We start from the raw sequence: 22,382 nt of genomic DNA on the forward strand, positions 1-22,382 counted from the left end.
TTTTTTCACCGCCGGCCTGCACTGCCCGAGCCTTTCACCGCGGTTCGGGCTGTTGACGTGCCGCTGGCGCCGTCCTTGCGGCGCAGAAAGGCGAAGCGCCCAAGGATCACAACATCGGCGGCGGGCCACGCGCTTAACAAAACGAATATTTGCAGAATATGGGGCTTGAACAGTGCCTAAGCTGACCACTGAACAACTTTTCAGCCCGACTGTCCTGCTGGCACTGGCTTTGATGGCGATCATTGTCATGATGATCCTGCCAATGCCGGCCTGGGTGCTGGACATCGGCCTGGCAGCTTCCTTCGCGCTCGCCATTCTGATTTTCACCATCACCTTGTTCATCGAACGGCCGCTGGATTTTTCGTCTTTCCCGACGATCCTGCTGGCATCGCTGATGCTGCGGCTGTCGCTGAACGTCTCGTCGACCAAGCTGATTATCGGCCAGGGGCATTCCGGCACCGATGCGGCCGGCGATGTGATCGAAGGCTTCGCCCAGTTTGTGATGGGCGGCAGTGTGTTTCTTGGGCTGGTCGTTTTCGGGGTTCTGCTGATTGTCAACTTCATGGTGATCACCAAGGGTGCCGCGCGGATGGCTGAAGTCGGCGCCCGCTTTGCCCTGGATGGAATGCCGGGCAAGCAGCTGGCAATCGACGCAGACATGTCCGCCGGCGCCATCGACCACCAGACCGCCAAAGAACGCCGCGAGCGAGAGCAGCAGGAAACCACCTTCTTCGGCTCGCTGGACGGTGCCTCGAAATTTGTCAAAGGCGACGCGATTGCCGGCCTGCTGATCACCTTGTTGAATCTGGTGATGGGGCTGATCATGGGCGTTCTGATCCATGGCATGCCAGTGGGCAGCGCCTTTGAAACTTATGCCATCCTGACGGTGGGCGATGGTCTGGTGTCGCAGATCCCGTCGGTGATCATTTCCATTGCGGCGGCCCTGTTGCTGGCGCGCGGCGGCACCACCGGCGCCACTGATACCGCGCTGTTCGATCAATTCGGCCGTCACCCTGCGGCATTGACCACCGTGTCTGTACTGATGTTGATGTTTGCCTTGGTGCCGGGGCTGCCCTTTCTGCCCTTTGTAATCGGCGGCGGTGTGCTCGGCTATGCGGCGATCCGGATGGCAAAGAAGAAGCAGGATGACGAGGAAGCCGAGATTGAGGGAAAGATCGAAGAAGCATCGGACCTGTCTGCGCCGCGGCCGCTGGGGGATATCCTGGATCTTGACGATCTGCATCTGGAATTTGCGCCGGACCTAGTCAGCATGGTACTGGATGCGGGCACCGGATTGGACGCGCGGATCTCCAATATGCGTTCGCATATCGCCACCACCTTTGGCTTGATCCTGCCGGAGATCCGGCTGACCGACCAGCACGACTTGGACCGGGGCACCTATGTCATCAAGGTGCAGGGGGTCGAGCAGGTACGCGGAATTCTGCACCCGGAAATGGTTCTGGCGCTGATGCCGGACAATCACGACGCGCTGCCCGCCGGAACCGATGTAACCGAGCCGGTTTACGGCGCACCGGCACGCTGGATTTCCGCCAAGTCACAGGAACAAGCGGCGCTGGCCGGGGCCACCGTTGTTTCGCCGCCGGAAATCCTGGCGACGCATCTTCTGGAGATTATCAAACAGAATTTTGCCCGCCTGCTGACGCTCAAATCCTTGCGCCGCCTGCTGGATGAAATGACGCAGCTGTCCGACAGCTTCCGTTCCGAGGCCAACCGCAAGCTGCTTGATGCTCTGGTGCCGGACAAGGTGCCGATGGATACGCTGCACGCAGTGCTGCGTCTTCTGCTGGAGGAGCGGGTTTCTATCCGCAACATGCCGCTGATCCTGGAATCGATTGCGGAAGCGCGCCTTCACACCACCCAGCCTGAACTGATCTGCGAACATGTGCGTCAGCGCCTGGGCTTCCAGCTGGTGGCCGAGATGAAGCGCGAAGACGGCACTATTCCGCTGGTCCAGCTGGCACCGGAATGGGAGGACAAGTTCTCGACCTACCAAGTCGACTCACAAGGTGCGGGTCTGGATATCGCCTTGCCGCCCGACCTGTTCAACCGGCTTGCCGATGGTCTGACAGACAAATTGTCGGTGATCACTGATCAGGGCGTGTTTGCCGCGGTGGTGACGTCGACCCGCAGGCGCCGCTATCTCAGGACCATTCTGAAATCACGCGGCATCTCCAACCCGGTGCTGTCCTTCGAGGAAATCGGACTGGAGGCCCGGCCTTCCCTGGTGGGGATGGTGCAAGCATGAATCTGAATTTCCTGCCGCCAGAACTCGTTTTGCTGGCGGGGGCAGGATTCTGGCATGTTGCTATTGTCTTCCTGAGGGTGTCCGCAATGGTATCGGTGCTGCCCGCAATGGGCGAACTGTATGTCCCCACCCGGGTCAAGCTGGCCGTCGCAGCGGCCTTCACCTTCGTCGTGGCCCCCGCGCTGGCGCCGTTTCCCGAACCGGATGGTGTCATGGCCTTCGCCCGGTTTGCGGTGACTGAAGCTCTCATCGGGCTGGCCCTGGGCATCGGTGTCCGGATTTTTGTGCTTGCGCTGCAGACTGCAGGCGCGATGGCGGCCCAAAGCACCTCTTTGTCGCAGGTTCTGGGCGGTATCGGGGCTGAACCGATGCCGGCGCTTGGCGCTGTTCTGATGATCTCCGGTGTGGCCCTGGCCGTCATGATGGGGCTGCATGTACGGGTGGCGGAGTTGCTGATCCGCTCTTACCAGATGTTTCCCGCGGGCCAGTTCCCGGCCGCGGCCGGACTGACGGAATGGGGCGTTTTCCGGGTGTCGCAGAGCTTTTCGCTGGCGTTCACGCTGGCGGCCCCGTTCGTGGTCACTGCGGTGATCTATAACTTGACTCTTGGAGTGATCAACCGGGCGATGCCGCAGCTGATGGTGGCAATGGTTGGAGCACCGGTGATTACCTTCATCGGGCTGTTTATCCTGATGGTCGGCAGCCCGACGATCCTGAATGTCTGGTCCTGGTCCCTGATGGCCTTTTTTGCGGATCCGGGGGGCGGAATGCCATGAGCGGTCAGGACGACGATTCTGAAAAGTCATTCGAGCCGACGGAACAGAAGCTCCGAAAGGCCCGTGAAAAGGGTGAAGTAGCCAAATCCACCGACCTCTCGGTGGCCGCGGCCTATCTGGGCCTGATCATCGCGTTATACGCGTCCGGCAGCGGCAGCGTCGAGGGGATCGGTACAGCGCTGATGGCCTTTCTGGACCAGCCGGACCGGCTGGCACCTCTGTTCTTCGAGGGGTCTGCCGCGGCGCCCGTAGGTGGTTTCATCGGCAGTGCTTTCCGTCCGGTGATGCCTTGGTTCCTGGTGCCTTTTGCGCTGGTGCTGCTGTCGATTGTCGGCCAGCGGGCGATGGTCTTTGCTCCCAGCAAGCTCGAGCCGAAGCTGTCGCGCATATCCGTCATTTCCAATGCCAAGAACAAGTTCGGCCGTTCTGGCTTGTTCGAGTTCTTCAAGAGCTTTGTGAAGCTTCTTCTTTATTCGGTATGTTTGAGTGTCTACTTGTCCTACCGGCTGCCTGAGATGATTGCCTCCGCCGGTACCGGCCCCCAATCGGTGGTCCTGATGCTGGCGCAGCTGGCGATGGAGTTCCTGTTTCTGGCTCTGGTCATCGCGCTGTCGATCGGTGTTGTGGATGCCGCCTTTCAGCATGCCGAACACCGCCGCAAGAACATGATGTCGCGCAAGGAAATCCAGGATGAGATCAAGGATTCCGAGGGCGACCCGCACATGAAAGGCCAGCGGCGCCAGCGCGGGCAGCAAATTGCGATGGGGCAGATGCTGGCCGATGTTCCCAAGGCGGATGTGGTGATCGTCAACCCCACTCATTACGCGGTTGCCCTGCAATGGAGCCGCGAGAAAGGCGCAGCGCCTGTCTGTGTAGCCAAGGGGGTTGATGAAATCGCTGCGGCGATCCGGCGCGTCGCAAGCGAAAACGCTGTGCCAATCCACAGCGATCCGCCGACGGCACGGGCGCTGCATGCCGCGGTCGAGATCGGCGATGAGATTCTGGAAGAGCATTATGCACCGGTGGCGGCGGCAATCCGCTTTGCCGAAGAGATGCGCAAGCGTGCAAAAGGAAAGGTCACATGAAGCAGAAAATGCTGGATCAGATGGCGGCGGTGACCGCAGCGCTATATATGCAGGAGCATGCACGGATACAGCCTGTGCTGGCCCGTGAAGCAGAGCTGCGCGGGCAGCTGGCCAAGCTGAACACCCAGGTGCAGGCCGCACGGGAGCAAGCCGGCGGCGATCACGCGATGAAGGCTGTGGGGGCGGACCTGCTATGGCAGGGCTGGCATACCCGGGCCCGGCGGCAGCTGAACCTGGAGCTGGCACAGGCCACCGCGCAAAAGCTGCGGATGATGGATCAGCTGCGCAAGGCCTTTGGGCGCAAGCAGGCGGTGGATACCATGGCTTCTGTAGAACGCAGGCGGCACAAGGCTGAGCAGGCGAAGACTTTCCTGGACCGGCTGCTGGAAGGCTGAAACCTCCGGGCTGCAACGTAAATAATGAAAGCCGGCCCCAAGGGACCGGCTTTCAATTTTTCCATTTGGGCAGCTGCATCCGGTTAGACGTCCTGGCGGGAAATCTCCATGATCAGAACGTCATAAACACCTTTGCCAATTTGTTTCTGCGCGGCTTCGCGCAAGGCAGTGCGCAGCGGCTCGAGCACATCCGAGCGGGTGAACGCTCCGCGGAAGCCGCCCATATTGGCATGATCAAAGAGGACTTGCAGAAAGACATCACGCAGTTTGGGCTCATAGGCGTGCACCTTTTCGCTGGTGCCTTTCCTGGTCTCCAGGCTGAGCGAAATCACCACCAGCGATGTCAGTTGATCGCGTTCCACCACAGGCACCACAAACTGGTTGGTGATCTTGATGTATTCGCGCTGATTCTCTTCGCTTTCTTCGGCGACTTCTTCTTTGGCCTCTTCAGGCGTAGGCGCGGCTTGGCTGCTTCCGGGGGCAGCGTGTTCTTCTTCGGGAGGAGGTGCCAGCATGATGCCGGCGCCAATGCCGCCTCCGGTCCCGATGATCAGCAGAATGACTGGCAGGAGTTTCGTCAGCATGGCTACCCTCAAAACGGCAGGACAACGTCGAGCAGCTGCTGGCCGTAGCGCGGCTGCTGAACATCGGTGATCTGACCGCGGCCGCCATAGGACACCCGGGCCGAGGCGATCTTGTCATAGGTGATCTCATTCTGGCGGCTGATGTCCTGGGGCCGGACATAGCCGGTTACCAGAAGCTCGCGCAGTTCGAAGTTCACCCGCAACTCCTGGGTGCCGCTTATCGCCAGCACGCCGTTTGGCAGAACGTCGACCACAGTTGCTGCAACCCGCAGCTCCAGCTTTTCACTGCGCTTGACGGATCCCTTGCCGCCGGACGCGCTGGAACTGCCAAGCTCAACGGCATCGGCGGATGTGGCTCCGTCTGGCAGCTTCCTGTCCAGCCGCTGCGGCAGGCCAAGAAGGTGCGGCATGTTCAGGCTTTCGGAGCCCGACCGCGACCGTTGGGTGTCGTTGGAGATCTCCGCCTCCTCGTCGATTTCGATCACCACTGTCAGTATGTCGCCGCGCTTGATTGCACGTCGGTCTCCCAGCAGCGATTGCTGCGAACCGCTCCACAGCGAGGCGCCATCGACAGTGCGCCGGGTCTGGGTCTGTGCCGGCAGCCCCTGGTACAGCATCGCGACATGTTCCGGTGTTTCATTGGCCGGGGTGAAGGACGGTGCTTTGCCCAAGTGGTCCATCCGGCCGCAGGCGGTCAGCAGCGCCAGTCCGAACAGCAATGGTGTGACGGGGGAGAAATTCTTTGTCATCAGTTTACCTCTACGGAGCCGTCTTCCGTGATCCGGCCGGTGACGGTGGTGCGGGAAGAGAGATTCATGACCCGGACGGCCTCGCCGGCAGCGCCGCGGCCCAGGGCGCGGCCTTCTGCGGCAATGGACAGCACGCCTTGGCGGAAGATCAGGGTGACCAGGTCGTTGCGTTCAACAATGGCCGGCGGGCCGATATCCCCGGGCCGCAAGGGCCGTCCGGCATACAGCGCGACGCGGGCTTCCATGCCCGCAACCGCTGCCGGGTCCGACAGCGCGCCAAGGATCTCGCCTTTCTTGAGTGCCAGGTCTTCGGCATTGACGATCTCCTTTGCGCGGATTGTGCGCAGCGGGATCAGGTATTCCGCCCAGGCGGGCGGTGCGCTCAGCGCGGCAGCGGTCAGAAAGGCGAGGGCAAGTTTCATCAGCGCACCTGTGTCGTTGCACCCATCATCTGGTCGACAGCCGAGATGACCTTGGCATTCATTTCATAGCCGCGCTGTGCTTCGATCAGTTCGGTCACTTCGCGCACTGCGTCGACCGAGCTTCCTTCCAGATAGCCCTGGCGCAGGGTACCAAGCCCGTCTTCGCCGGCGTTGGAAACCGTAGGGGCTCCGGAGGCTTCAGTTTCAGTGAACAGATTGCTGCCGATCGCCTCGAGCCCTTTGGGGTTGGTAAATCCTGCCAGGGTGAACTGGCCCAGGAGCTGGCCTTCGGCAGATTCTTCAAAGTATCCGTAGACTTCGCCTTCAGCATTGATCGAGATGCTGGTGGCATCGTCGGGGATAGTGACTTCCGGCGATACCGCAAACCCGTCCGAGGTCACGATCAGCCCTTCGGCAGAGCGCTTCAGGGCGCCGTCGCGGGTGTAGGCGGTCTGGCCTGAAGGCAGCGTCACTTCCAAGTAGCCCTTGCCGTCGATGGCAAGATCCAGATCATTGTTGGTCTGCTGCAGCGCTCCTTGCGACAGATGCACGGAAACGGCGGCCGGGCGCACGCCGAGGCCAACCTGCACACCGGTCGGAAGCACGGTGCCGTCGGATGCATTGACGGTGCCGGCCCGCGAAATCTGCTGGTAGTGCAGATCGGCGAACTCTGCGCGCCGCGCGTTGTAGGCGGTGGTGTTCATATTGGCGAGGTTGTTGGAGATTGTCTCCACCCGCAATTGCTGGGCGCTCATGCCGGTTGCTGCGATCTTCAAAGCACGCATCTGGATTCTCCTAGGACTTGATCAGGTTTTTGATGGCATTGCGGATGCGCTCGTCTTCCGCCTGCAGAAAGCTCTGGCCCATCTCATAGGCGCGCTGGACTTCGATCATCCGGGTGACTTCTGAAATCGCGTTTACGTTGGAGCCTTCCAGGAAACCCTGCAGCACCTTCGAATCGAATGAATCCTCGATCTCGCCGTCGACGCGGAACATCACACCGTCCTCGCGCACCAGCGTGTGCTGTTCCATCGGCTTGAACAGGCCCAGCTGCCCCAGCAGGAGTCCATTTGCGCTCATCGAGCCGTCCGCGCCCACTTCGATCTTGCCGGCGTCCGGCGGCACGAAAACGGGGGCACGGCCTGCATCCAGCACCCTGTAGCCATCCATGGTCACCAGGTCGCCATCGGCATTCGGGGAAAACGCCCCGGAGCGGGTCAGCCGTTCACCCTGCGGTGTCTCGACCATAAAGAAGCCATCGCCTTCCACGGCAAAGTCAAACGTCCCGCCGGTTTTGGTAAGCTGGCCCTGCTCCATCGAGGTGTTGAAGATATTCGCACGCGACATCGACAGCGACTGCTGCCCGGGCGACGACTGCACGAATTCCGAAAAGATCAACCCCTCCTGGCGGTAACCGGTGGTGGCGGAGTTTGCGATATTGTTTGCGATGACGCGCATTTCCCGCATCAGGCCCGACTGGCGTGAAAGGGTGGCGTAGCCTGCATTTTCCATTACGAACCTCCAGCAATCATCGGAACAATGTGGCCGTCGAAAAAGGCCACCAGCGTTTGTGTCATGAAACCCATGGTCACCCAGAAAACGACCAGGATCGCTGCCAGTTTCGGCACGAAGGTCAGGGTCATTTCCTGCACCGAGGTCAGGGCCTGAAACAGACCGACGGCAAGACCTATCGCCAGTGCGACAGCCAGGATCGGCGTCGACATGGTGACGGCGGCCCACAGGGCCTGGCGCAGGGTGTCATAAAACAGGCTTTCGCTCATCATGGCTCAGACCGGCATCCTCAGGATTTCTTGGTAGGCCTCAACGACCTTGTTGCGTACGGTGACAGCCGTCTCGACCGCCAGTTCGGTCTGTGCCAGCGCCTGCACCAGGGCGTGGGGATCTGCCTGCGAGGTCATCGCCTGCACGGAGATCTGCTCGCTTTGCTGAAGGGTCGTGGCGAAATCTTCGAAGCTCTGCTTCAGATGGGCGCCCGCACCAGTGCCGGCGGCATCATGGTTGGGATCAGCTTTGGTTGCTGGACGAGCGGCGGTATAGCCGCTTGCGGCGGAAAGACTGCGAATATCCATTCTGGATCTCCAAAAGTTTTGGTTAACGTCTCAATAGGTCCATAAGTGAAGCCGACATCGTGCGGGTCTGCTCGAACATCTTCAGGTTGGCCTCGTAGCTGCGCTGGGCTTCGCGGGCGTCGGCGATTTCGATCATCAGGTCGACATTGGAGCCTTCGTAATGACCGCTGTCGTCGGCCAGCGGATGCGAGGGGTCATAGACTTCCTCCAGATCGCGGCGGTCCAGTGTGACCCGGCCTGTGCGTACATGCTCGACATCGGTCTGCAGTTCGCGCACCGCTTCGAATGGCACGGTCTTGCGCCGGTAGCCCGGCGTATCCGCGTTGGAGATGTTTTCGGAAACATGGCGCAGCCGTGCAGCCTGCGCCTTGAGGCCACTGGCGGTAACGGAAAGGGCTCTGGAAAACTCACTCATTGCTCAATCCCCCTCAGGTTTTGCCCAGGCTGGCGCGCAGGACGTTCATGGAGGATTTGTAGATGGCCATGGCACGCTTGTGCTGACGTTCGACCTCAACCCCTTTCAACAGTTCCGTTTCGACGGAGACCGAATTGTCGTTGGGGTCTCTGCCCGCCTCGGTGGAGATAACCGCCCAGTCCATGCCGCTGCCTGCAGAGCCGTTCAAATGGCTGCCGCGGGTGGCGATCATGCTGCTTGGCCGGGCACCGGCGGCAAAGACTTCTTTAAAGGGCTTGATGTCCTTGGCGTGGTAACCGGGGGTATCGGCGTTGGCGATATTCTGGGACACCAATGCCTGGCGCTTGCCGGCATGGGTCGCCATTGAATAGGCAATTTTGAATACGTTCAGTTCTGTGAACACCAGGGCTTCTCCCTTGATCGATTTCAACCAAGGCTTAACCCCGATTCCTTTAGAAATTGTTTTCAGGACATCAATGGAGGCCGCTGCAATGAAAGCAGAGCTGCAAGCACTGACCAGGCAAATTGCCGGCAAACGCCTGGCGACGCAGATGGGCCGGGTGACCGGGATCTCGGGCGGGGAAATCGAAATCGGCGGGTTGGCCAAGGCCGCACGAATCGGTGACAGGTTGGTATTGCGCCGCGGTCCGCAGGATGAGCTGCATGGTGAAGTTCTGAAGATCAGTGGCAATCATATCAGCATGTTGCCTGACAGGGCGCCGGATGGCGCCGCCATTGGCGATCCGGTTCTTCTGCGCCCTTCGCCAGAATTTTCACCCAGCGATCATTGGATCGGTCGGGTGATCGATCCCTTTGGCGAGCCACTGGACGGCCGCCCCCTGCTGGCGGGAGCCGTGCCGCGGGACCTGATGGCGGCACCGCCCAAGGCGGCAGGCAGGCGGGCCATGGGGGAGCGGCTGGCCACCGGACAGGCGGTGCTGAATACGATTCTCCCGATTGTCCGCGGCCAGAGGGTCGGCCTTTTTGCCGGTTCCGGGGTGGGTAAATCCTCGCTGCTGGCCAAACTGGCCCAATGCATGGAGGCCGATGTGGTGGTGATGGCCCTGATCGGCGAACGCGGCCGCGAGGTGAACCATTTTGTCGAACAGGTCCTGGGGCCAGAAGGCATGCGCCGGGCGGTTGTCGTGGCTGCGACCTCGGACCAGTCTGCGCTGGTCCGCCGCCGTTGCGCCTGGTCCGCGATGACAGTGGCAGAGCATTTCCGCGACCAGGGCAAGAATGTCCTGTTCCTGGCCGATTCGGTAACCCGGTTTGCCGAGGCGCATCGGGAGATTTCGGCCGCCTCTGGCGAAGCGCCGGCGCTGCGCGGATACCCGCCCTCGGTGACGCCGCTGATCACCGGCCTGTGCGAACGGGCCGGGCCGGGTGCTGAAGGGCAGGGAGATATCACCGCGGTATTCAGCGTTCTTGTGGCTGGTTCCGATATGGATGAGCCGATTGCAGATATCCTGCGCGGTGTACTGGACGGGCATATCGTGCTGAACCGGGAAATTGCCGAACGCGGGCGGTTCCCTGCAATCGACGTCTCGCGGTCGGTGTCGCGCAGCCTGCCGGCAGCTGCCACTGCTGATGAGAACGAAGCAATCAAAGACGTGCGCAAATTCCTGGGCGCCTATGAGCAGTCGGAAGTGATGATCCGGGCCGGCCTGTATGCCGAAGGCAATGACGCGGTTCTGGACCAGGCGGTGAAATTGTGGCCCGAATTGGATGCGTTTTTCGGCCGTGAGGATCCTGAAGGAATCACCAGCAGTTTCAACCGCTTGCTTCTGCTTCTGCGCAGGTCGAAGGCGGGCCGGTAGAACCTCGGCCATTTCGAATTTCAAACAAGAAACTGCGCTTCCAGTCCGAACCGGAAGTGCCCATTGTAGAAGCAAATTGCTTTGCAACAGAAGCATCTGTGTTCGGTTTTGGCAACCGGCCATGCTCCGCCAGACCAGAAAGGTACTGATCTGTTTTGCCCTTCCCTCCTGAATGGAAATACAGCAATACCGCCGGTGCCGAATACCGTTTTCTGCTTGTCTCCGCCCCTAGTCCGGGCAAGGCCCGGCGGCAATTCAACATGGCTCCAGATCGTCTGCGCAGCTCAGGTTGATCCATGATGACGGATCAATGATGTTGCCGCATAGTCGGCTGCGGCGGGATAGGGCCTTGCGGCACGGATCAAGGGGGCTGGCTCACCAATATCCACCGCAAAGGCATGTATCTGCTTGGTGCAGATGTGATCAGACGTGGGCTTGGCAGGGTCAGATTGGGTATTCGGCGTGCACCTTCTTCCAGCTTCGGTCTCCGGAAGGTGCTGTATCTCGAACTGACGGTAATACGTGGTCTGCGTGCGGCAGCCACAAGCACTAGGGAAAGAGATGCTGCGTGAAACATTATGCCGGATTGGATGTGTCAGCAAAAGAGACCGCCATTTGCGTTGCCGGCGAAGACGGTCAAATCTGCCTGGAAATGAGGGCTGCGAGCCACCGTGAAGATCTCGCTCTGGCATTCTGAGGCATAGGGAGCCATGTCGAGCCATGTCGAGCGGATCGGGTTGGCAGCCGGCCCCCTGCTGCAAGGGGTGTTCGAAGGTCTGGCGTGCGCGTCTTCCGGTGGTCTGTATCGAGGCACGCCACACGCAGGCCTTCCTCAGGCGCAAGTGAACAAGACCGGCCGCAATGATGCGCACGGGAGCGCGCAGACGATGTGTGTCGCCGGGATGTCTTGGGGCTCCCGCATATGCTTCACGGTGGTTGTCTCCGGCCGGTTCAGGAGCCGCATTCTGGAACGGTCGGGTGGCAATGCCATGCTGGAGATGGCGACAGCCCCCATGCTGCGCGCCAGGGCCGCGTGAAGTCAGGAACTGGCTGGCCTTGAGGAACAGGTCCGCCAGTTCGCACAGGATGATCCGGTTTGCTGCCGCCTGATGATGCCATGGTCAGGACTGCGGCCGGCATCCGCCAAGCACGCCAATGAGATGGGCACACCGGAATTGCATCGAACCAGCATCAGATTGGCGTCCTTTGCGCCGGCCACGGACCGAAGCATGAGCCCCAGGGGTCTCAGCGCGAGGCTGCGTCAAAGCCTGTTGCGGACAGGGGCAAATGCCGATCCCCAGTCTCGGCGGAATCACTGCTCATGCGCTAAACTGCTTGATTGAGATCGTCCCGTGACGAAGTCTGACCTTGTTGTTTTTCAGCTTTGTTATTCTCCCCCCCGCCGCTGGCCTTGGCGGAGGCCGGCCGCGGGGGGGTCTGTGCCTTGCGGGTTTGACCCCGTTTCGTAGCAAGCCAGCACCGCCTCTTTTCACTGATCCGAACAATTGAATGCGGCCAGCCTGGACCGCTGGCCAGAAGGAAGAGAGCACGAGCAGAATTTTGCATTCGACGATCATTGGTTTTGATGGCTCCCGAGACGGGCTGTACATCCACTGTCTTTCTGACCGGCACCTGCCTCGATTGCCGAATTCACGGAAAGGTCATGCGCAACAAACGGCGGCCGCCCAGATAAGATGTGCTGCGGCCCGCTTTGAGGCGGCCAGCGGGCAGGAGCGGCGCCTCGGGTCCGTTTGGGATGCCGCGGGCATATCCACCCGGCTAGTTGCCACCCGCACGAAGTGAGCCATGGATGCGCCAATGGTTCGAGCGCGATGGCGAAGGCGTTTGGGGCCAGCTGGGGTCCCCGAACAAAGTTATACCGGATTGATGCCGGGCTGACCGCCCGCTTCACCGTCTTCCGCCCTGAGGCCGGGCGAGCCCTTTCTAATGAACAGCTGCGCCCTCTCAGGGCTCTGGCGTCCAAGCGGGGGCAACTTATTGAAACGCAAGCGGCTCCTGGCGTTGATAAAGCCGCACGGAAGGCAAGAAACGGCAGATTTGTTCGCGGAAAGTGCAGCATCGGCAGTGGGCGGCGGTTGTTGCGGCACGTGATGTTCCAGGCCGCACTCATTGCCGCGCATCGCAACCCGGTCCTGAAGCCCTTCGCAGACCGGCTGCGGAAGGCGGGAAGGCCGTGCAAAGTCTTCATCATTTCCGCCGCCCGCAAGCGCATGGCAATCGTCAATCCACTCTGCATATCCCGCCAGAAAGGGGCATCTCAGCCCTTTTGAAGAATTGAGGGGCCAGTGCCAGTCTTGGGTAACGGCACTGAACCAATTTCGAACGCCTTGCCGACTTGCAAATATCAGGCATTGTCCAAGCTGCTGAATGGGCTACCCTTCATGCCGAAGCCTTCCTGGAGAACCTGCTCCAGGAAGGTTACTACTGTCCCGCGTTGCAAAACCGCACCCTTTGCAAGTTCATCGAACCGCTTGTCAAATGTGGCGTGAAGGGAAGTCCCGCCCTCATTTCCAGCTGCCGGCAAGAGGAGCTGAATGTCAGGAGGGCCGGACAGCAAACAGGCGGTCCTCCCGCGGCAGCAAGGTCCTCAGCGCCTTCAGACAGCGGTAGTGGTTGTTGCTGATCAGGGCGTCCGTTGCCTCGGCCAGCGACGCACGGCTGTCCGGGTCAGTGAAAACCTGGCTCAGCTCCTCGATCCGGCGCAGCATCGGCAGGCGCTCTTCCTCGGGATCGGCGTCGCCGGACAGGATCAACTGCGCGGCATAACACACCCGGCGCACCGGTGTGTTGGCTTCTTCCGGATGGATCGCATCGCGCAGGCGCAGGATGTTGGCATCCGGGGTAACAATGGACAGGCGGCTGCGGCGGTCGCCGTTTTCAATCACCGCGCCATTCACAAGGACACGCTCCTTGGGGGCAAGTTTCAGGACAAGTCCGCTCATATTCAAGATGCTCCGCTGCGGAGGCCACGCATGATGGCCGTATTGATTTCCACCAGAGGCCGGACATTGGCCTTGCGCTGAAGCACTTTGCTGGTGTGCTGTCTCGTGAATTCCGCCAGTTCGAACAGGTTCCGCTTGAGATCGTCGGGCAGGGAATTGCCCTTCGAAGCGAGATCCGCGGTGAATATGGACCAGAGCTTGCGGTTGTCGTTCAATGCCGATGCAAGTTCATTGAAATCATCGCGGCCGTTTTTCGCCGCCGTGATCAGCCGACGGGTGACGCGGGCGACCACTTCATATTCGAAATTTTTTGCTGTCCGGGTCGGGGCCTTTGCCGCCGAATAGGCACTCTTCGCCTTCAGAAGGGCATTCACGTGTTTTCCTAACGTATTATTCTTCAGGTTCTCTGAGAGGGGAAGACCGGGGCGCCGTCAGCGCCCCGGATCAGGCTGTTAGCGGAACAGCTGCTGCAGGGTCGATGGCGCCTGGTTCGCGATTGAGAGCGATTGCACCGCCAGCTGCTGCTGAGTCTGCAAGGCCTTCAATCGCGCCGACGCTTCTTCCATGTTCGTATCCGTCATGGTGCTGACCCCGGATTTCAGCGAGTCAGTCAGTTTCGACACGAAATCGTTCTGATCGCTCAGACGGTTGCTGTCGGCACCCAGCTGAGCCGCAGCGTCGATCGCGAAGGTCAGAGCCGCCTCGATTTCGCTCAGAACGGTGGCAGCGTTGGTCGAGTCCAGCGTGGTCCCCATGGTGCCGGAAATGGCATTCGTCGAGTTGATCCCGGTAATGGAGATCACGTCGGCAGTCGCGCTCAGGCCACCCAGAACGTCCAGCTGCGAGGTCACACCGGTGTCCAGCAGGTTTGCACCGTTGAAGTTCGCGGAGCTGATGATCGAGTCGATCTGTTCACGTTTTTTGGCCAGGTCGGCTTCGATCTTGGCGTGATCCACGTTCTGGGAAACGCCTGCGACAGTCAGCTCACGCATTTCCTTCAGGGTTTCCACGATCTGTTCCATGCCCGAGGAGGCAACCGCGACAGTGGCCTCGCCGAAATCCAGCGCGTCGGAGACAGATTCGAAGGCCTGGATGTCGGATTCCATCGATTTGGAGATGGCCCAGACAGCGGAGTTGTCCTTGGCCATGCCGACTTCTTTACCGGTCGAGATCTGGTTCTGGGTCTCTTCCAGGTTGTTATTCACAGACTTCAGGGTCTGCAGAGCAACCATTGCGCCGTTGTTTGTCAGAATGCTGGTCATAGCTTTTTCCTTTAGCTGTGAGGCGTTTTAGCCCCGGTATTCTGTGCCCATTGGGCGTTGATTGACGTCTTTCTGACTGTGCGTTCCGCCGACCGGCTTCCGCGCCACCCCTCATGAGGTGCAAGGCGACTTTGGCGCAGGAGTTGCTAAGGGAGTGCTAATGCAGGGATTTGGTTTTTTAGAATTTTCCCCAAATTGCGCTCAGGCCCGTTTTTCGAGTCTGGTGGCACCACGGGTGCGATAGCGGGTCTTGCGCCCGGCCTGGTCATAGACATCCAATCCCTTGCGGATGCGGCGCAGTTCCGCCATTCGGGCAGCAACGGCGCGGATGCCGTCCATTGCACTGTCCAGAAGCTGCTGGTTGCGGGATACCTTCGATTGAACCTGCTCCAGCGCCCCGCGTTCAAGCTCTGTCACTGCGTTCAGCTTGCCGATGACTTTCTCCTTCTTGGCCAGAAGCTCTTCCAGTTTTCCGAGGTCGCCGGCCATCAGCGCGGCGCGTTCGCGGTCAAGGATCTGATCAAGCTCGTCAATGAGCTGCTGCGGTTTCGGGTTACTCACCTTGGGTCTCCTTCAATGCGTGATATAGTGATTCGGCGAGGCCGACGCCGCCGGCGCGGGCAATCTGATTGGCCTGCTCGCGGATGAGAAAACTGGAAAACTGTTCCTCGCCGGCGCCGCCGCCAAAGCCTTCGCGGGATTCGCCGAGGCCCGCGGATTTCAGCATTTGGGCGAGAAAGGATGCTTCCAGCTCAATCGCGGCCTCGCGCAGCGGATCGCTGCTTGTCGGCCGCTTTGGGGAAACTGCAGACGAAGTCTGCAGCGAGGTGGGCAGAAGATCTGGCATGTCCGGTTCTCCGGTTAAAAGTCGAATTGCATCGATTTTTCCAAGACTGCGCAGGAACCGGTTAAAATTGCCGTAACCGCTTTTGGGTAAGTGTGTCCGGGTCGAGATAGAATGTCCGGAAAGTGATCATGAACATGAATTCGATCCTTGGCTTTGAAGCCCGCTCTGTTGGCAAGGCGCCGCCTGCCATCGCAGAGTCGTCAAATAAATCACCAAATTCCAGTGACTTCTCTGAATTCGTATCTGCAGATTCCAACCGAGAAAATTCGTCTCCGGAGAAGTCTCCAGGCGCCGGCGAATCTGCAGCAGCTGATCTCAAGGCAGGCTCCCGCTCTGGTGCGGAAAGCTGGAGCGCATCTGGCGAAAAACCCGAAATGGGTCCGGCGGAACATGATGCCGAACATGTAATATCCGGATCTGAGACCGAATTGGCGGAAGACGAACCGGAGCCGGGATCAGAAATCCCGGCCATCTCCACTACAGATGTTGCGGCGGAACCGGCGGCGTCTGTTCCTGCGGGAGTGTCTGTTGGTGAACACCAGTCCCTTCCAGTTGAAGAACAGCCCGTTGCAGAGGATTCTGAGGCAGCCATCGTGCTGCCGTCCAAAGCAAACGGCTCCGCTGCGCGGCCGGAAGCTGGCGGTTCCAACCAAGACGCGGGCGGGGCTGCTGCAGTTGCCTCGCAGCAGGATCTGGCGGCAGCCGGCGGCAGCCAAACCACAGTCCAGGCTGGGAAGGGTTCAGAAACCGGCCAAGCACTGTCTGCGGACCAAGTGCAAGGTGAGGCTGGGACCGGATTGCGCGCAGCCGTGCGGGAGATTGGAGATGCAAGTCTGTCGGCGGCAAACGGGAAATCTGGTGACGGTGCCGGCCCCTTGCAGCCAGAAGATTCGGCAAAGACGGCGGGGCCGGGCAAAACACGGGGTGAGACCGCTCAGATGCAATCTGCTGTTGCCTCAGGGCGGGAAAGCATGGTCACGAAGGGCAGCCAAATACCTGCCGGTTCCACCCCAGCCAATTCCAGTTCAGTAAATATGCAGGCAGGGGCCCAGCAGGCAGATTGGCGGCCTGACGGCACGCCGCAGGCGGCCATGCCTGCGGCTCAAGCCGCGGCACAGGCGACTCCGGCAAGTTTGCCTGCACCTAAGGGGCCGAGCCAGAAGCCGGATCCTGTCGCACCGGTGCTGAGAAGAGAGGCCTTGGCAGGAGCTGAGACGGCCACGTCCGGCAGACTGAGATCAGCGGTGCCTTCCAGCGATGGCATACAGGTTGCGCAGGTACCGGCGGCCCGGCACGTGTTTCCGCAGAGCCCTGCTGTCCTGCAGCCTCTGATGGCGGGCGGGCTGGCCAGCGGCTCGGCGGAAGCGGAGCTGTTTTCCAGATCCGCTGATCTGCTGTCGGGACCGTTTGGCCTGTCCAGCGAAGCGCCCGGGCTGACGCAGCTGCTGGCGGAAGCGTCCATCGGCACACAGGCTGCTCACCGGCCGGAAGTGCCGCGGATGATTGCGGCGCAACTGGCCGAGGCCTTTGCGGCCAAGGGGAAACAAAAGGTTGAGGTGTCATTGAATCCGCAGGAGCTTGGCCATGTCAAAATGCGCGTGGTGGCCAGCGAAACAGGCATCACCATGGTTGTTCAAACGGAACGCCCTGAAACCGGTGACCTGATGCGCAGGCACATACATGAGCTGGCGGAAGAGTTCCGCCGCATGGGGTATGAGGATATTTCGTTTGAATTCAGTGGCGGCCAAACCGGCGGCGACCGGTCGGGCCAAGAACCGGATGGCGGCTCCGGGCAGGCCGGCGGTGAGGCAGGAGCGCCTGGTGCCGGTGCTGCGGATACCCGGGAACCAGCAATACAAAACCTCCGGCATGGCAGTGCCGGCGTGGACATGAGGGTCTGATCACATGACAACTGCAGTAACATCCGCGGGCTACTCCGCAGGGCAAACTTCTACGCAGCGGGCCGCGTCCCAGCAGACTGCCGGTCTGACCTCGGATTTCGAAACTTTCGTGAAGATGCTGACCGCGCAGGCGACCAATCAGGATCCTTTGGAACCTATGGATTCGACCGAATATGCAGCGCAGCTGGCGCAATTCTCGATGGTTGAACAGCAGACCAAGAGCAACACGCTTCTGGAGGGGCTGCAGTCGCAGCTTGGACTGGCCAATATGGCGGCGCTGTCGGGCTGGGTCGGGATGGAGGCACGCGCCGTGGCGCCTGGCTATTTCGACGGCAGCAACGCGGTTACCATTGCGCCTAATCCGGCTGCTGCCGCGGATTCGGTAACATTGGTGGTGCAGGATGAAAACGGTACCGAAGTTCAGCGCGTCACCTTGCCGGTTTCGGCCGAGCCGTATCGGTGGAATGGGCTGGATGATGATGGCAACCCGCTTGAGACAGGCGAATATGCCTTTGTCATCGAAAGCAGGAAGGGGGATGACTTGCTGCTGCAGGAGTATGCCGAGATTTATTTCAAGGTGAACGAAACCCGGATGCAGGGCGGTGAAGTCGGCCTGATCACCGAAGGCGGTTCGGTGGTTCTGGCGTCGTCGGTAAGTGCGCTTCGCGAGCCTGAGACCTGATCTGGCAGTATGCGCGGGCGGGAAAACTGTCTAAGAACAGGGCGGCATAAAACCGGAGACCGCCCTGCAACAACTGTCTGACCAGTTCGAAGCCCGCCTTTTTGCGCATTTATCTGCATCTGGGCTGCATGTGCCAGCTCCCCGGCGTTTGGCGGGCGGGCGTTCCAACCATGTCTGGCGGGCAGGCGGGCTGGTGATAAAGCTATATGCAGGAGATGGCGCCAACCCGCTGTTTGCCAATGATCCTGCGCGTGAAATTGCAGTGCTGACAACACTGTCGGGTACCGGCATGGTGCCGCCGCTTGTGCAGACTGGCGACTTTGAGGGCCGGCGGTGGCTGGGTTACGCGCATGTGAACGGCAGCCCTTGGCAGAAGGATAGCGGCCATGTGGCGCAGCTTCTGGGGCGTTTGCACGATCTGGCACCGCCGCCCGGGCTGCCGCTGGGGGTAAATGGCAGTACGGCGTTGGAAAACCAAACTGTTGAAATCCTTGAAAATTGCAGTAACCGGGAAAAGTTGGCGGCGTTGCGCCCGCTGGGCCGGGTACCGCCTTTGCCGCAGCCGGTGCTCATTCATGGCGACCCGGTGCCCGGCAACCTGCTGGCGCATGACGGCACCCTGACATTGATTGACTGGCAATGCCCGCAAATCGGTGATCCGGCTGAGGATCTGTCCCTGTTTCTGTCGCCGGCTATGCAGCTGATGTATCGGGGGGCGCCGCTGTCGCAGGCGGAGGAAGACGCGTTTCTCCGGGCTTATCCCGATCCGCGGATTGCTGGACGGACCCTGGCCCTGAAGCCTTGGTTCCATTGGCGTATGGCATCCTATTGCCTGTGGCGGGCCGAGCGCGGAGGTGCGAAAGACTGGCAGGCGTTTGAGCTGGAGCGCGCAGCGCTTCAGTCCATCAGGCCCAGAACCGCATAGGCCGGCGGCATCACAACACGGCGCGCCCTTCCGAACGGGAAGCGCGCCATTTTCCGGACTGCGGGAGAATAGGGTAAGCCGGGAGTGCGTCCTTGTACCAAATCGCTCAGCAGCCTGCCGGCATAGCTGCCCATTGCCACCCCATTGCCATGATAGCAAAGCCCGGCGAACATCCCCGGATGCTCTGGAACGGGGCCGATGAAGGGCACCAGATTGCGCGACAGGCAGACCATGCCGGACCAGCAGTGCGTGGTTTCGACGCTGCTCCAGGCCGGGAACATGGCCTCGAAATCCTGCCGCAGCTTATACCGTATCGCGGCTTCGGCCCGGGGCGAGGCCAGCAACCCGCCGCGCATCCCGAACAGGAAGCGTTTGTCCGGCATCAGGCGGAAATAGTGCAGCAGGTTGCGGGTGTCATAGGCCATCTGATGCGAGAACCAGCCCTGCGCCTGCAATTCTGCTTCAGCCAGCGGGCGGGTCACCATGACCGTGGACTGCGCAGGCATGTAGCGCCCGGCAAGCCAGCCGGGCAGGTCCTCGGAGGAATAGCCATTGGTGGCAATGACGACCTTGGAGGTCCGCAAAACCCCTTGATCAGTCTCTGTTTCGTAGCCGCCGCCGATCTGCCCCACGGCGTGCGCAGCGCTGCGCTGGTACAGTTCGGCGCCTGTTTTTTGCGCGGCGCCGGCTAGGCCAAACAGGTACTTGCGCGGGTTGAGCGCAAAGCCTGCGGGCATTGTCAGCGCCGCGTGGAAACTGCCGTTCAGCCCCTTGCCCGCCAGTTGCTCGCGGGTCAGGAAATCCGGCGTCTGCCCGGCCTTTCGCATCATCTCCGCTTCCGCCCGCAGGCGGCGAGCGGCCTTTTCGCTATGCGCCAGCCGGGTTTCCCCCTGCGAATGGGTGTCTGCCACGATGCCATGCGTGTCCAGCAGATCCCGCACCAGATCAACGGCGGCTACCTCGCTGGCATCATAGGTATCGGCCGCAGAACTGCCGAAGAGGCGGCGCATGGCGCTGCCGGAGAGCTTGGAGCCGCCGAGGCAGCAGAAGCCGCCATTGCGGCCAGAGGCACCCCAACCCGGTGTTTCCGCCTCCAGCACCGCGGCAGAGACGCCGCTTTCCGCCAGGTGCAGCGCCGCCGACAGGCCGGTGAAACCGCCGCCGATGATGGCAACATCGGCAACGGCGTCGCCCTGCAGCACCGGCCAGTCCGGTGCTGCGATGGTCTCGTCCCACCAGCAATTATTGCGCGGGCCGGGGCCATAGGCGTAGTCGGAAAAGATCCGCCGCATCAGGCGCGCACTGCGGCTTGTTCTTCACGCTTCTGGCGGGTCACCTGATGCTTGGTCACCAGCGAGGCGGTGATGACGCCTATGGTGACGATGCTGATCATGATCGTCGAAAGCGCGTTGATTTCGGGGCTGACGCCCAGGCGAACGGCCGAGAAAATCTTGATCGGCAGGGTGGTCGCCGAGGGGCCGGAGGTGAAGGAAGCAATCACCAGGTCATCGAGCGACAGGGTGAAGGCCAGGAGCCAGCCGGAAATCACCGCGGGCGCAATGATCGGCAGGGTCACCAAGCGGAAGGCCTCGGCCGCCGAACAGCCCAGATCCAGCGCCGCTTCCTCCAGCGAGCGGTCGAAGCTCACCAGCCGCGAGGAGACCACCACCGAGACATAACACATGGAGAATGTGGTATGCGCCAGCACGATAGTGAACACGCCGCGGTCCAGTCCGATGCCGATGAACAGCAGGAGCAGCGACAGGCCGGTAATCACTTCAGGCATCACCAGCGGCGCATAGATCATGCCGGAGAATAGCGTCCGCCCCATGAACCGCCCGCCGCGCACCAGCACATAAGCTGCGATGGTGCCCAGCACGGTGGCCATGGTGGAGGAGAACACGGCAACCTTGATGGTCACCCAGGCGGCGTTCAGGAACGCCTCGTTCTGCAGCAGTTCACCGTACCATTTGGTCGAGAAACCGGCCCAGACAGTCACCAGCTTGCTTTCATTGAAGCTGAAGATGACGAGGATCACCATCGGGATGTAAAGGAAGGCAAAGCCAAGGGTCAGCGATACGGCGTTAAACCAGCTCATACGGTTCATTGCTCTGCCTCCTGCTGTTTTTGCTGATTGCGCTGGAACAGAACGATCGGGATGATGAGCAGCAGCAGCAGAACCACTGCCACGGCGGATGCTACCGGCCAGTCGCGGTTGGAGAAGAACTCCTCCCACAGCACCTTGCCGATCATCAGCGTGTCGGAACCGCCCAGCAGCGACGGGATCACGAATTCACCCAGCACCGGGATGAAGACCAGGAAGCTGCCGGCAATGATGCCGTTTTTCGACAGCGGTATGGTCACCAGCCAGAAAGCCGTCAGGCGTGAGCAGCCGAGGTCTTCGGCAGCTTCGATCAGCGAGCCGTCGAGCCGCTCCAGCGCGGAATACACCGGCAGGATCATGAACGGCAGGTAGGTGTAGACGATGCCGATATAGACCGCGGAATTGGTGTTGAGGATGGTCAGCGGTTCCGAAATTACCCCGGTCCACATCAGGAGTTGATTGAGGAAACCTTCGTTCGACAGAATCCCCATCCACGCGTAGACGCGGATCAGGAAGGACGTCCAGAACGGCAGGATCACCAGCATCATCAGCGTGGGCCGCCATTCCTCCGGCGCGCGGGCCATGCCGTAGGCAATCGGATACCCCGCCAGCAGGGTGAAGAAGGTCGAGATGACGGCAATCTTCAATGAACTGAGGTAGGCTTTCCAGTAGAGGTCATCTTCGGTCAGCCAGATGAAATTCTCGAAATCGAGTTCCGCAATGAAGGCGGCAATCCCTTCGGCCCAATCGAACTGCGGGAAATAGGGCGGCCGGGCGATGGCCGCGTCCGACAGCGAGATCTTTAGGACGATGACAAACGGCACCAGGAACAGCGCCAGGAGCCAGACATAAGGTGTCCCGATAAGAAGGTTCTTGGATACAGCAGATCTCTGAGATTCGCTGAGTGACTGCCAAAGCAGGTATGCCAACCCACCTAGGATGAGTGATTGAGCAAAATACTCAAGCAGTGGTGTCAAGAAGATAGCAGTTGATGGCACAAAGCCAAAGTGGGTTGCCCCCAAAAGGGTGAGCATCAGCCAAAACAGACCCAAGGCGGAGCCGAGTACCAAAACTGCAAGCGTCAGCGCGATCAGAA

Annotated in this window: 28 protein-coding genes; 11 read left to right on the top strand and 17 right to left on the bottom strand. The window is 60.6% G+C overall.

Annotated features, from left to right (window positions below):
• Nucleotides 1–232 precede the first annotated feature (232 nt).
• Genes flhA through OKQ63_RS20645 form a run of 4 tightly spaced genes read left to right on the top strand, consistent with a single transcriptional unit; the run spans nucleotide 233 to nucleotide 4,522 of the window.
• A complete protein-coding gene (flhA, locus tag OKQ63_RS20630) occupies nucleotides 233–2,266 on the top strand; it encodes a flagellar biosynthesis protein FlhA (RefSeq protein ID WP_434086026.1) in 2,034 nt (677 codons plus the stop codon).
• Nucleotides 2,263–3,042, top strand: a complete 780-nt coding sequence (locus tag OKQ63_RS20635) for a flagellar biosynthetic protein FliR (RefSeq protein WP_264211882.1) — start codon at nucleotides 2,263–2,265, stop codon at nucleotides 3,040–3,042. The genes flhA and OKQ63_RS20635 overlap by 4 nt, the downstream gene beginning before the upstream one ends.
• On the top strand, nucleotides 3,039–4,127 hold the full coding sequence (flhB, locus tag OKQ63_RS20640; protein WP_264211883.1) for a flagellar type III secretion system protein FlhB: 1,089 nt from the start codon (nucleotides 3,039–3,041) through the stop codon (nucleotides 4,125–4,127). The genes OKQ63_RS20635 and flhB overlap by 4 nt, the downstream gene beginning before the upstream one ends.
• Nucleotides 4,124–4,522 carry a hypothetical protein gene (locus OKQ63_RS20645; RefSeq protein ID WP_264211884.1) on the top strand — a complete coding sequence of 133 codons (399 nt, stop codon included), beginning with the start codon at nucleotides 4,124–4,126 and terminating at the stop codon, nucleotides 4,520–4,522. The genes flhB and OKQ63_RS20645 overlap by 4 nt, the downstream gene beginning before the upstream one ends.
• A gap of 83 nt (nucleotides 4,523–4,605) precedes the next feature.
• Here OKQ63_RS20645 and OKQ63_RS20650 read toward each other — a convergent pair whose 3' ends face one another.
• From OKQ63_RS20650 to OKQ63_RS20690, 9 genes are read right to left on the bottom strand one after another with little or no spacing between them, the layout of a single operon-like run.
• Nucleotides 4,606–5,106, bottom strand: a complete 501-nt coding sequence (locus tag OKQ63_RS20650) for a flagellar basal body-associated FliL family protein (protein ID WP_264211885.1) — start codon at nucleotides 5,104–5,106, stop codon at nucleotides 4,606–4,608.
• 8 nt (nucleotides 5,107–5,114) lie between these two features.
• Nucleotides 5,115–5,855, bottom strand: a complete 741-nt coding sequence (flgH, locus tag OKQ63_RS20655; protein ID WP_264211886.1) for a flagellar basal body L-ring protein FlgH — start codon at nucleotides 5,853–5,855, stop codon at nucleotides 5,115–5,117.
• Nucleotides 5,855–6,277, bottom strand: a complete 423-nt coding sequence (gene flgA, locus OKQ63_RS20660) for a flagellar basal body P-ring formation chaperone FlgA (protein ID WP_264211887.1) — start codon at nucleotides 6,275–6,277, stop codon at nucleotides 5,855–5,857. Before flgA ends, flgH begins: the two co-directional genes overlap by 1 nt.
• Entirely contained in the window at nucleotides 6,277–7,062 is a 786-nt protein-coding gene (flgG, locus tag OKQ63_RS20665) for a flagellar basal-body rod protein FlgG (protein WP_264211888.1), read from the bottom strand. Before flgG ends, flgA begins: the two co-directional genes overlap by 1 nt.
• Before the next feature lie 10 nt (nucleotides 7,063–7,072).
• A complete protein-coding gene (locus OKQ63_RS20670; RefSeq protein WP_264211889.1) occupies nucleotides 7,073–7,789 on the bottom strand; it encodes a flagellar hook-basal body complex protein in 717 nt (238 codons plus the stop codon).
• Complete coding sequence (locus tag OKQ63_RS20675; RefSeq protein ID WP_264211890.1) at nucleotides 7,789–8,061, bottom strand: flagellar biosynthetic protein FliQ; 273 nt, start codon at nucleotides 8,059–8,061, stop codon at nucleotides 7,789–7,791. Before OKQ63_RS20675 ends, OKQ63_RS20670 begins: the two co-directional genes overlap by 1 nt.
• A 3-nt stretch (nucleotides 8,062–8,064) precedes the next feature.
• Complete coding sequence (gene fliE, locus OKQ63_RS20680) at nucleotides 8,065–8,367, bottom strand: flagellar hook-basal body complex protein FliE (RefSeq protein ID WP_264211891.1); 303 nt, start codon at nucleotides 8,365–8,367, stop codon at nucleotides 8,065–8,067.
• A 22-nt stretch (nucleotides 8,368–8,389) separates the two neighbouring features.
• Complete coding sequence (gene flgC / locus OKQ63_RS20685; RefSeq protein ID WP_264211892.1) at nucleotides 8,390–8,782, bottom strand: flagellar basal body rod protein FlgC; 393 nt, start codon at nucleotides 8,780–8,782, stop codon at nucleotides 8,390–8,392.
• 13 nt (nucleotides 8,783–8,795) lie between these two features.
• Nucleotides 8,796–9,185: a FlgB family protein gene (locus tag OKQ63_RS20690; protein ID WP_264211893.1), complete on the bottom strand. Its 390-nt coding sequence runs from the start codon at nucleotides 9,183–9,185 to the stop codon at nucleotides 8,796–8,798.
• A gap of 88 nt (nucleotides 9,186–9,273) precedes the next feature.
• On the opposite strand from OKQ63_RS20690, the gene OKQ63_RS20695 reads away from it, so the two are divergent.
• From OKQ63_RS20695 to OKQ63_RS20710, 4 genes are all read left to right on the top strand, one after another.
• A complete protein-coding gene (locus tag OKQ63_RS20695; protein WP_264211894.1) occupies nucleotides 9,274–10,602 on the top strand; it encodes a FliI/YscN family ATPase in 1,329 nt (442 codons plus the stop codon).
• Nucleotides 10,603–11,170: 568 nt separating this feature from the next.
• A complete protein-coding gene (locus tag OKQ63_RS20700) occupies nucleotides 11,171–11,299 on the top strand; it encodes a hypothetical protein (RefSeq protein WP_264213970.1) in 129 nt (42 codons plus the stop codon).
• Between the two features lie 13 nt (nucleotides 11,300–11,312).
• Nucleotides 11,313–11,639, top strand: coding sequence for a hypothetical protein (locus OKQ63_RS20705; RefSeq protein ID WP_264211895.1), 327 nt, complete (start codon nucleotides 11,313–11,315; stop codon nucleotides 11,637–11,639).
• 795 nt (nucleotides 11,640–12,434) lie between these two features.
• The gene (locus OKQ63_RS20710) at nucleotides 12,435–12,893 is read left to right on the top strand and encodes an IS110 family transposase (protein ID WP_264211896.1); all 459 of its coding nucleotides are present in this window, start codon (nucleotides 12,435–12,437) and stop codon (nucleotides 12,891–12,893) included.
• A gap of 267 nt (nucleotides 12,894–13,160) precedes the next feature.
• Here OKQ63_RS20710 and flbT read toward each other — a convergent pair whose 3' ends face one another.
• From flbT to OKQ63_RS20735, 5 genes are all read right to left on the bottom strand, one after another.
• Nucleotides 13,161–13,565, bottom strand: coding sequence for a flagellar biosynthesis repressor FlbT (gene flbT / locus OKQ63_RS20715; RefSeq protein WP_264211897.1), 405 nt, complete (start codon nucleotides 13,563–13,565; stop codon nucleotides 13,161–13,163).
• Between the two features lie 2 nt (nucleotides 13,566–13,567).
• Nucleotides 13,568–13,939, bottom strand: coding sequence for a flagellar biosynthesis regulator FlaF (gene flaF / locus OKQ63_RS20720; RefSeq protein ID WP_264211898.1), 372 nt, complete (start codon nucleotides 13,937–13,939; stop codon nucleotides 13,568–13,570).
• A gap of 78 nt (nucleotides 13,940–14,017) precedes the next feature.
• A complete protein-coding gene (locus tag OKQ63_RS20725; protein ID WP_264211899.1) occupies nucleotides 14,018–14,827 on the bottom strand; it encodes a flagellin N-terminal helical domain-containing protein in 810 nt (269 codons plus the stop codon).
• Nucleotides 14,828–15,028: 201 nt separating this feature from the next.
• Entirely contained in the window at nucleotides 15,029–15,388 is a 360-nt protein-coding gene (locus tag OKQ63_RS20730; protein ID WP_264211900.1) for a flagellar biosynthesis protein FlgN, read from the bottom strand.
• Nucleotides 15,381–15,674 carry a rod-binding protein gene (locus tag OKQ63_RS20735; protein ID WP_264211901.1) on the bottom strand — a complete coding sequence of 98 codons (294 nt, stop codon included), beginning with the start codon at nucleotides 15,672–15,674 and terminating at the stop codon, nucleotides 15,381–15,383. The genes OKQ63_RS20730 and OKQ63_RS20735 overlap by 8 nt, the downstream gene beginning before the upstream one ends.
• 128 nt (nucleotides 15,675–15,802) lie before the next feature.
• On the opposite strand from OKQ63_RS20735, the gene fliK reads away from it, so the two are divergent.
• The 3 genes from fliK to OKQ63_RS20750 all read left to right on the top strand — a co-directional run bounded on the left by fliK (nucleotide 15,803) and on the right by OKQ63_RS20750 (nucleotide 19,182).
• On the top strand, nucleotides 15,803–17,575 hold the full coding sequence (gene fliK / locus OKQ63_RS20740) for a flagellar hook-length control protein FliK (RefSeq protein ID WP_264211902.1): 1,773 nt from the start codon (nucleotides 15,803–15,805) through the stop codon (nucleotides 17,573–17,575).
• Nucleotides 17,576–17,579: 4 nt separating this feature from the next.
• Entirely contained in the window at nucleotides 17,580–18,257 is a 678-nt protein-coding gene (locus OKQ63_RS20745) for a flagellar hook capping FlgD N-terminal domain-containing protein (protein WP_264211903.1), read from the top strand.
• Between the two features lie 148 nt (nucleotides 18,258–18,405).
• Nucleotides 18,406–19,182: a phosphotransferase gene (locus tag OKQ63_RS20750; RefSeq protein WP_434086064.1), complete on the top strand. Its 777-nt coding sequence runs from the start codon at nucleotides 18,406–18,408 to the stop codon at nucleotides 19,180–19,182.
• On the opposite strand, the gene OKQ63_RS20755 is transcribed toward OKQ63_RS20750, so the two are convergent.
• Genes OKQ63_RS20755 through OKQ63_RS20765 form a run of 3 tightly spaced genes read right to left on the bottom strand, consistent with a single transcriptional unit; the run spans nucleotide 19,155 to nucleotide 22,215 of the window.
• Complete coding sequence (locus OKQ63_RS20755) at nucleotides 19,155–20,474, bottom strand: NAD(P)/FAD-dependent oxidoreductase (RefSeq protein ID WP_264211905.1); 1,320 nt, start codon at nucleotides 20,472–20,474, stop codon at nucleotides 19,155–19,157. The genes OKQ63_RS20750 and OKQ63_RS20755 overlap by 28 nt on opposite strands.
• Nucleotides 20,474–21,289, bottom strand: coding sequence for an ABC transporter permease (locus OKQ63_RS20760; protein ID WP_264211906.1), 816 nt, complete (start codon nucleotides 21,287–21,289; stop codon nucleotides 20,474–20,476). The genes OKQ63_RS20755 and OKQ63_RS20760 overlap by 1 nt, the downstream gene beginning before the upstream one ends.
• Nucleotides 21,286–22,215: an ABC transporter permease subunit gene (locus OKQ63_RS20765; RefSeq protein ID WP_434086027.1), complete on the bottom strand. Its 930-nt coding sequence runs from the start codon at nucleotides 22,213–22,215 to the stop codon at nucleotides 21,286–21,288. The genes OKQ63_RS20760 and OKQ63_RS20765 overlap by 4 nt, the downstream gene beginning before the upstream one ends.
• Nucleotides 22,216–22,382: the final 167 nt, after the last annotated feature.

The sequence above is a fragment of the Leisingera thetidis genome (assembly GCF_025857195.1).
GTDB lineage: Bacteria > Pseudomonadota > Alphaproteobacteria > Rhodobacterales > Rhodobacteraceae > Leisingera > Leisingera thetidis.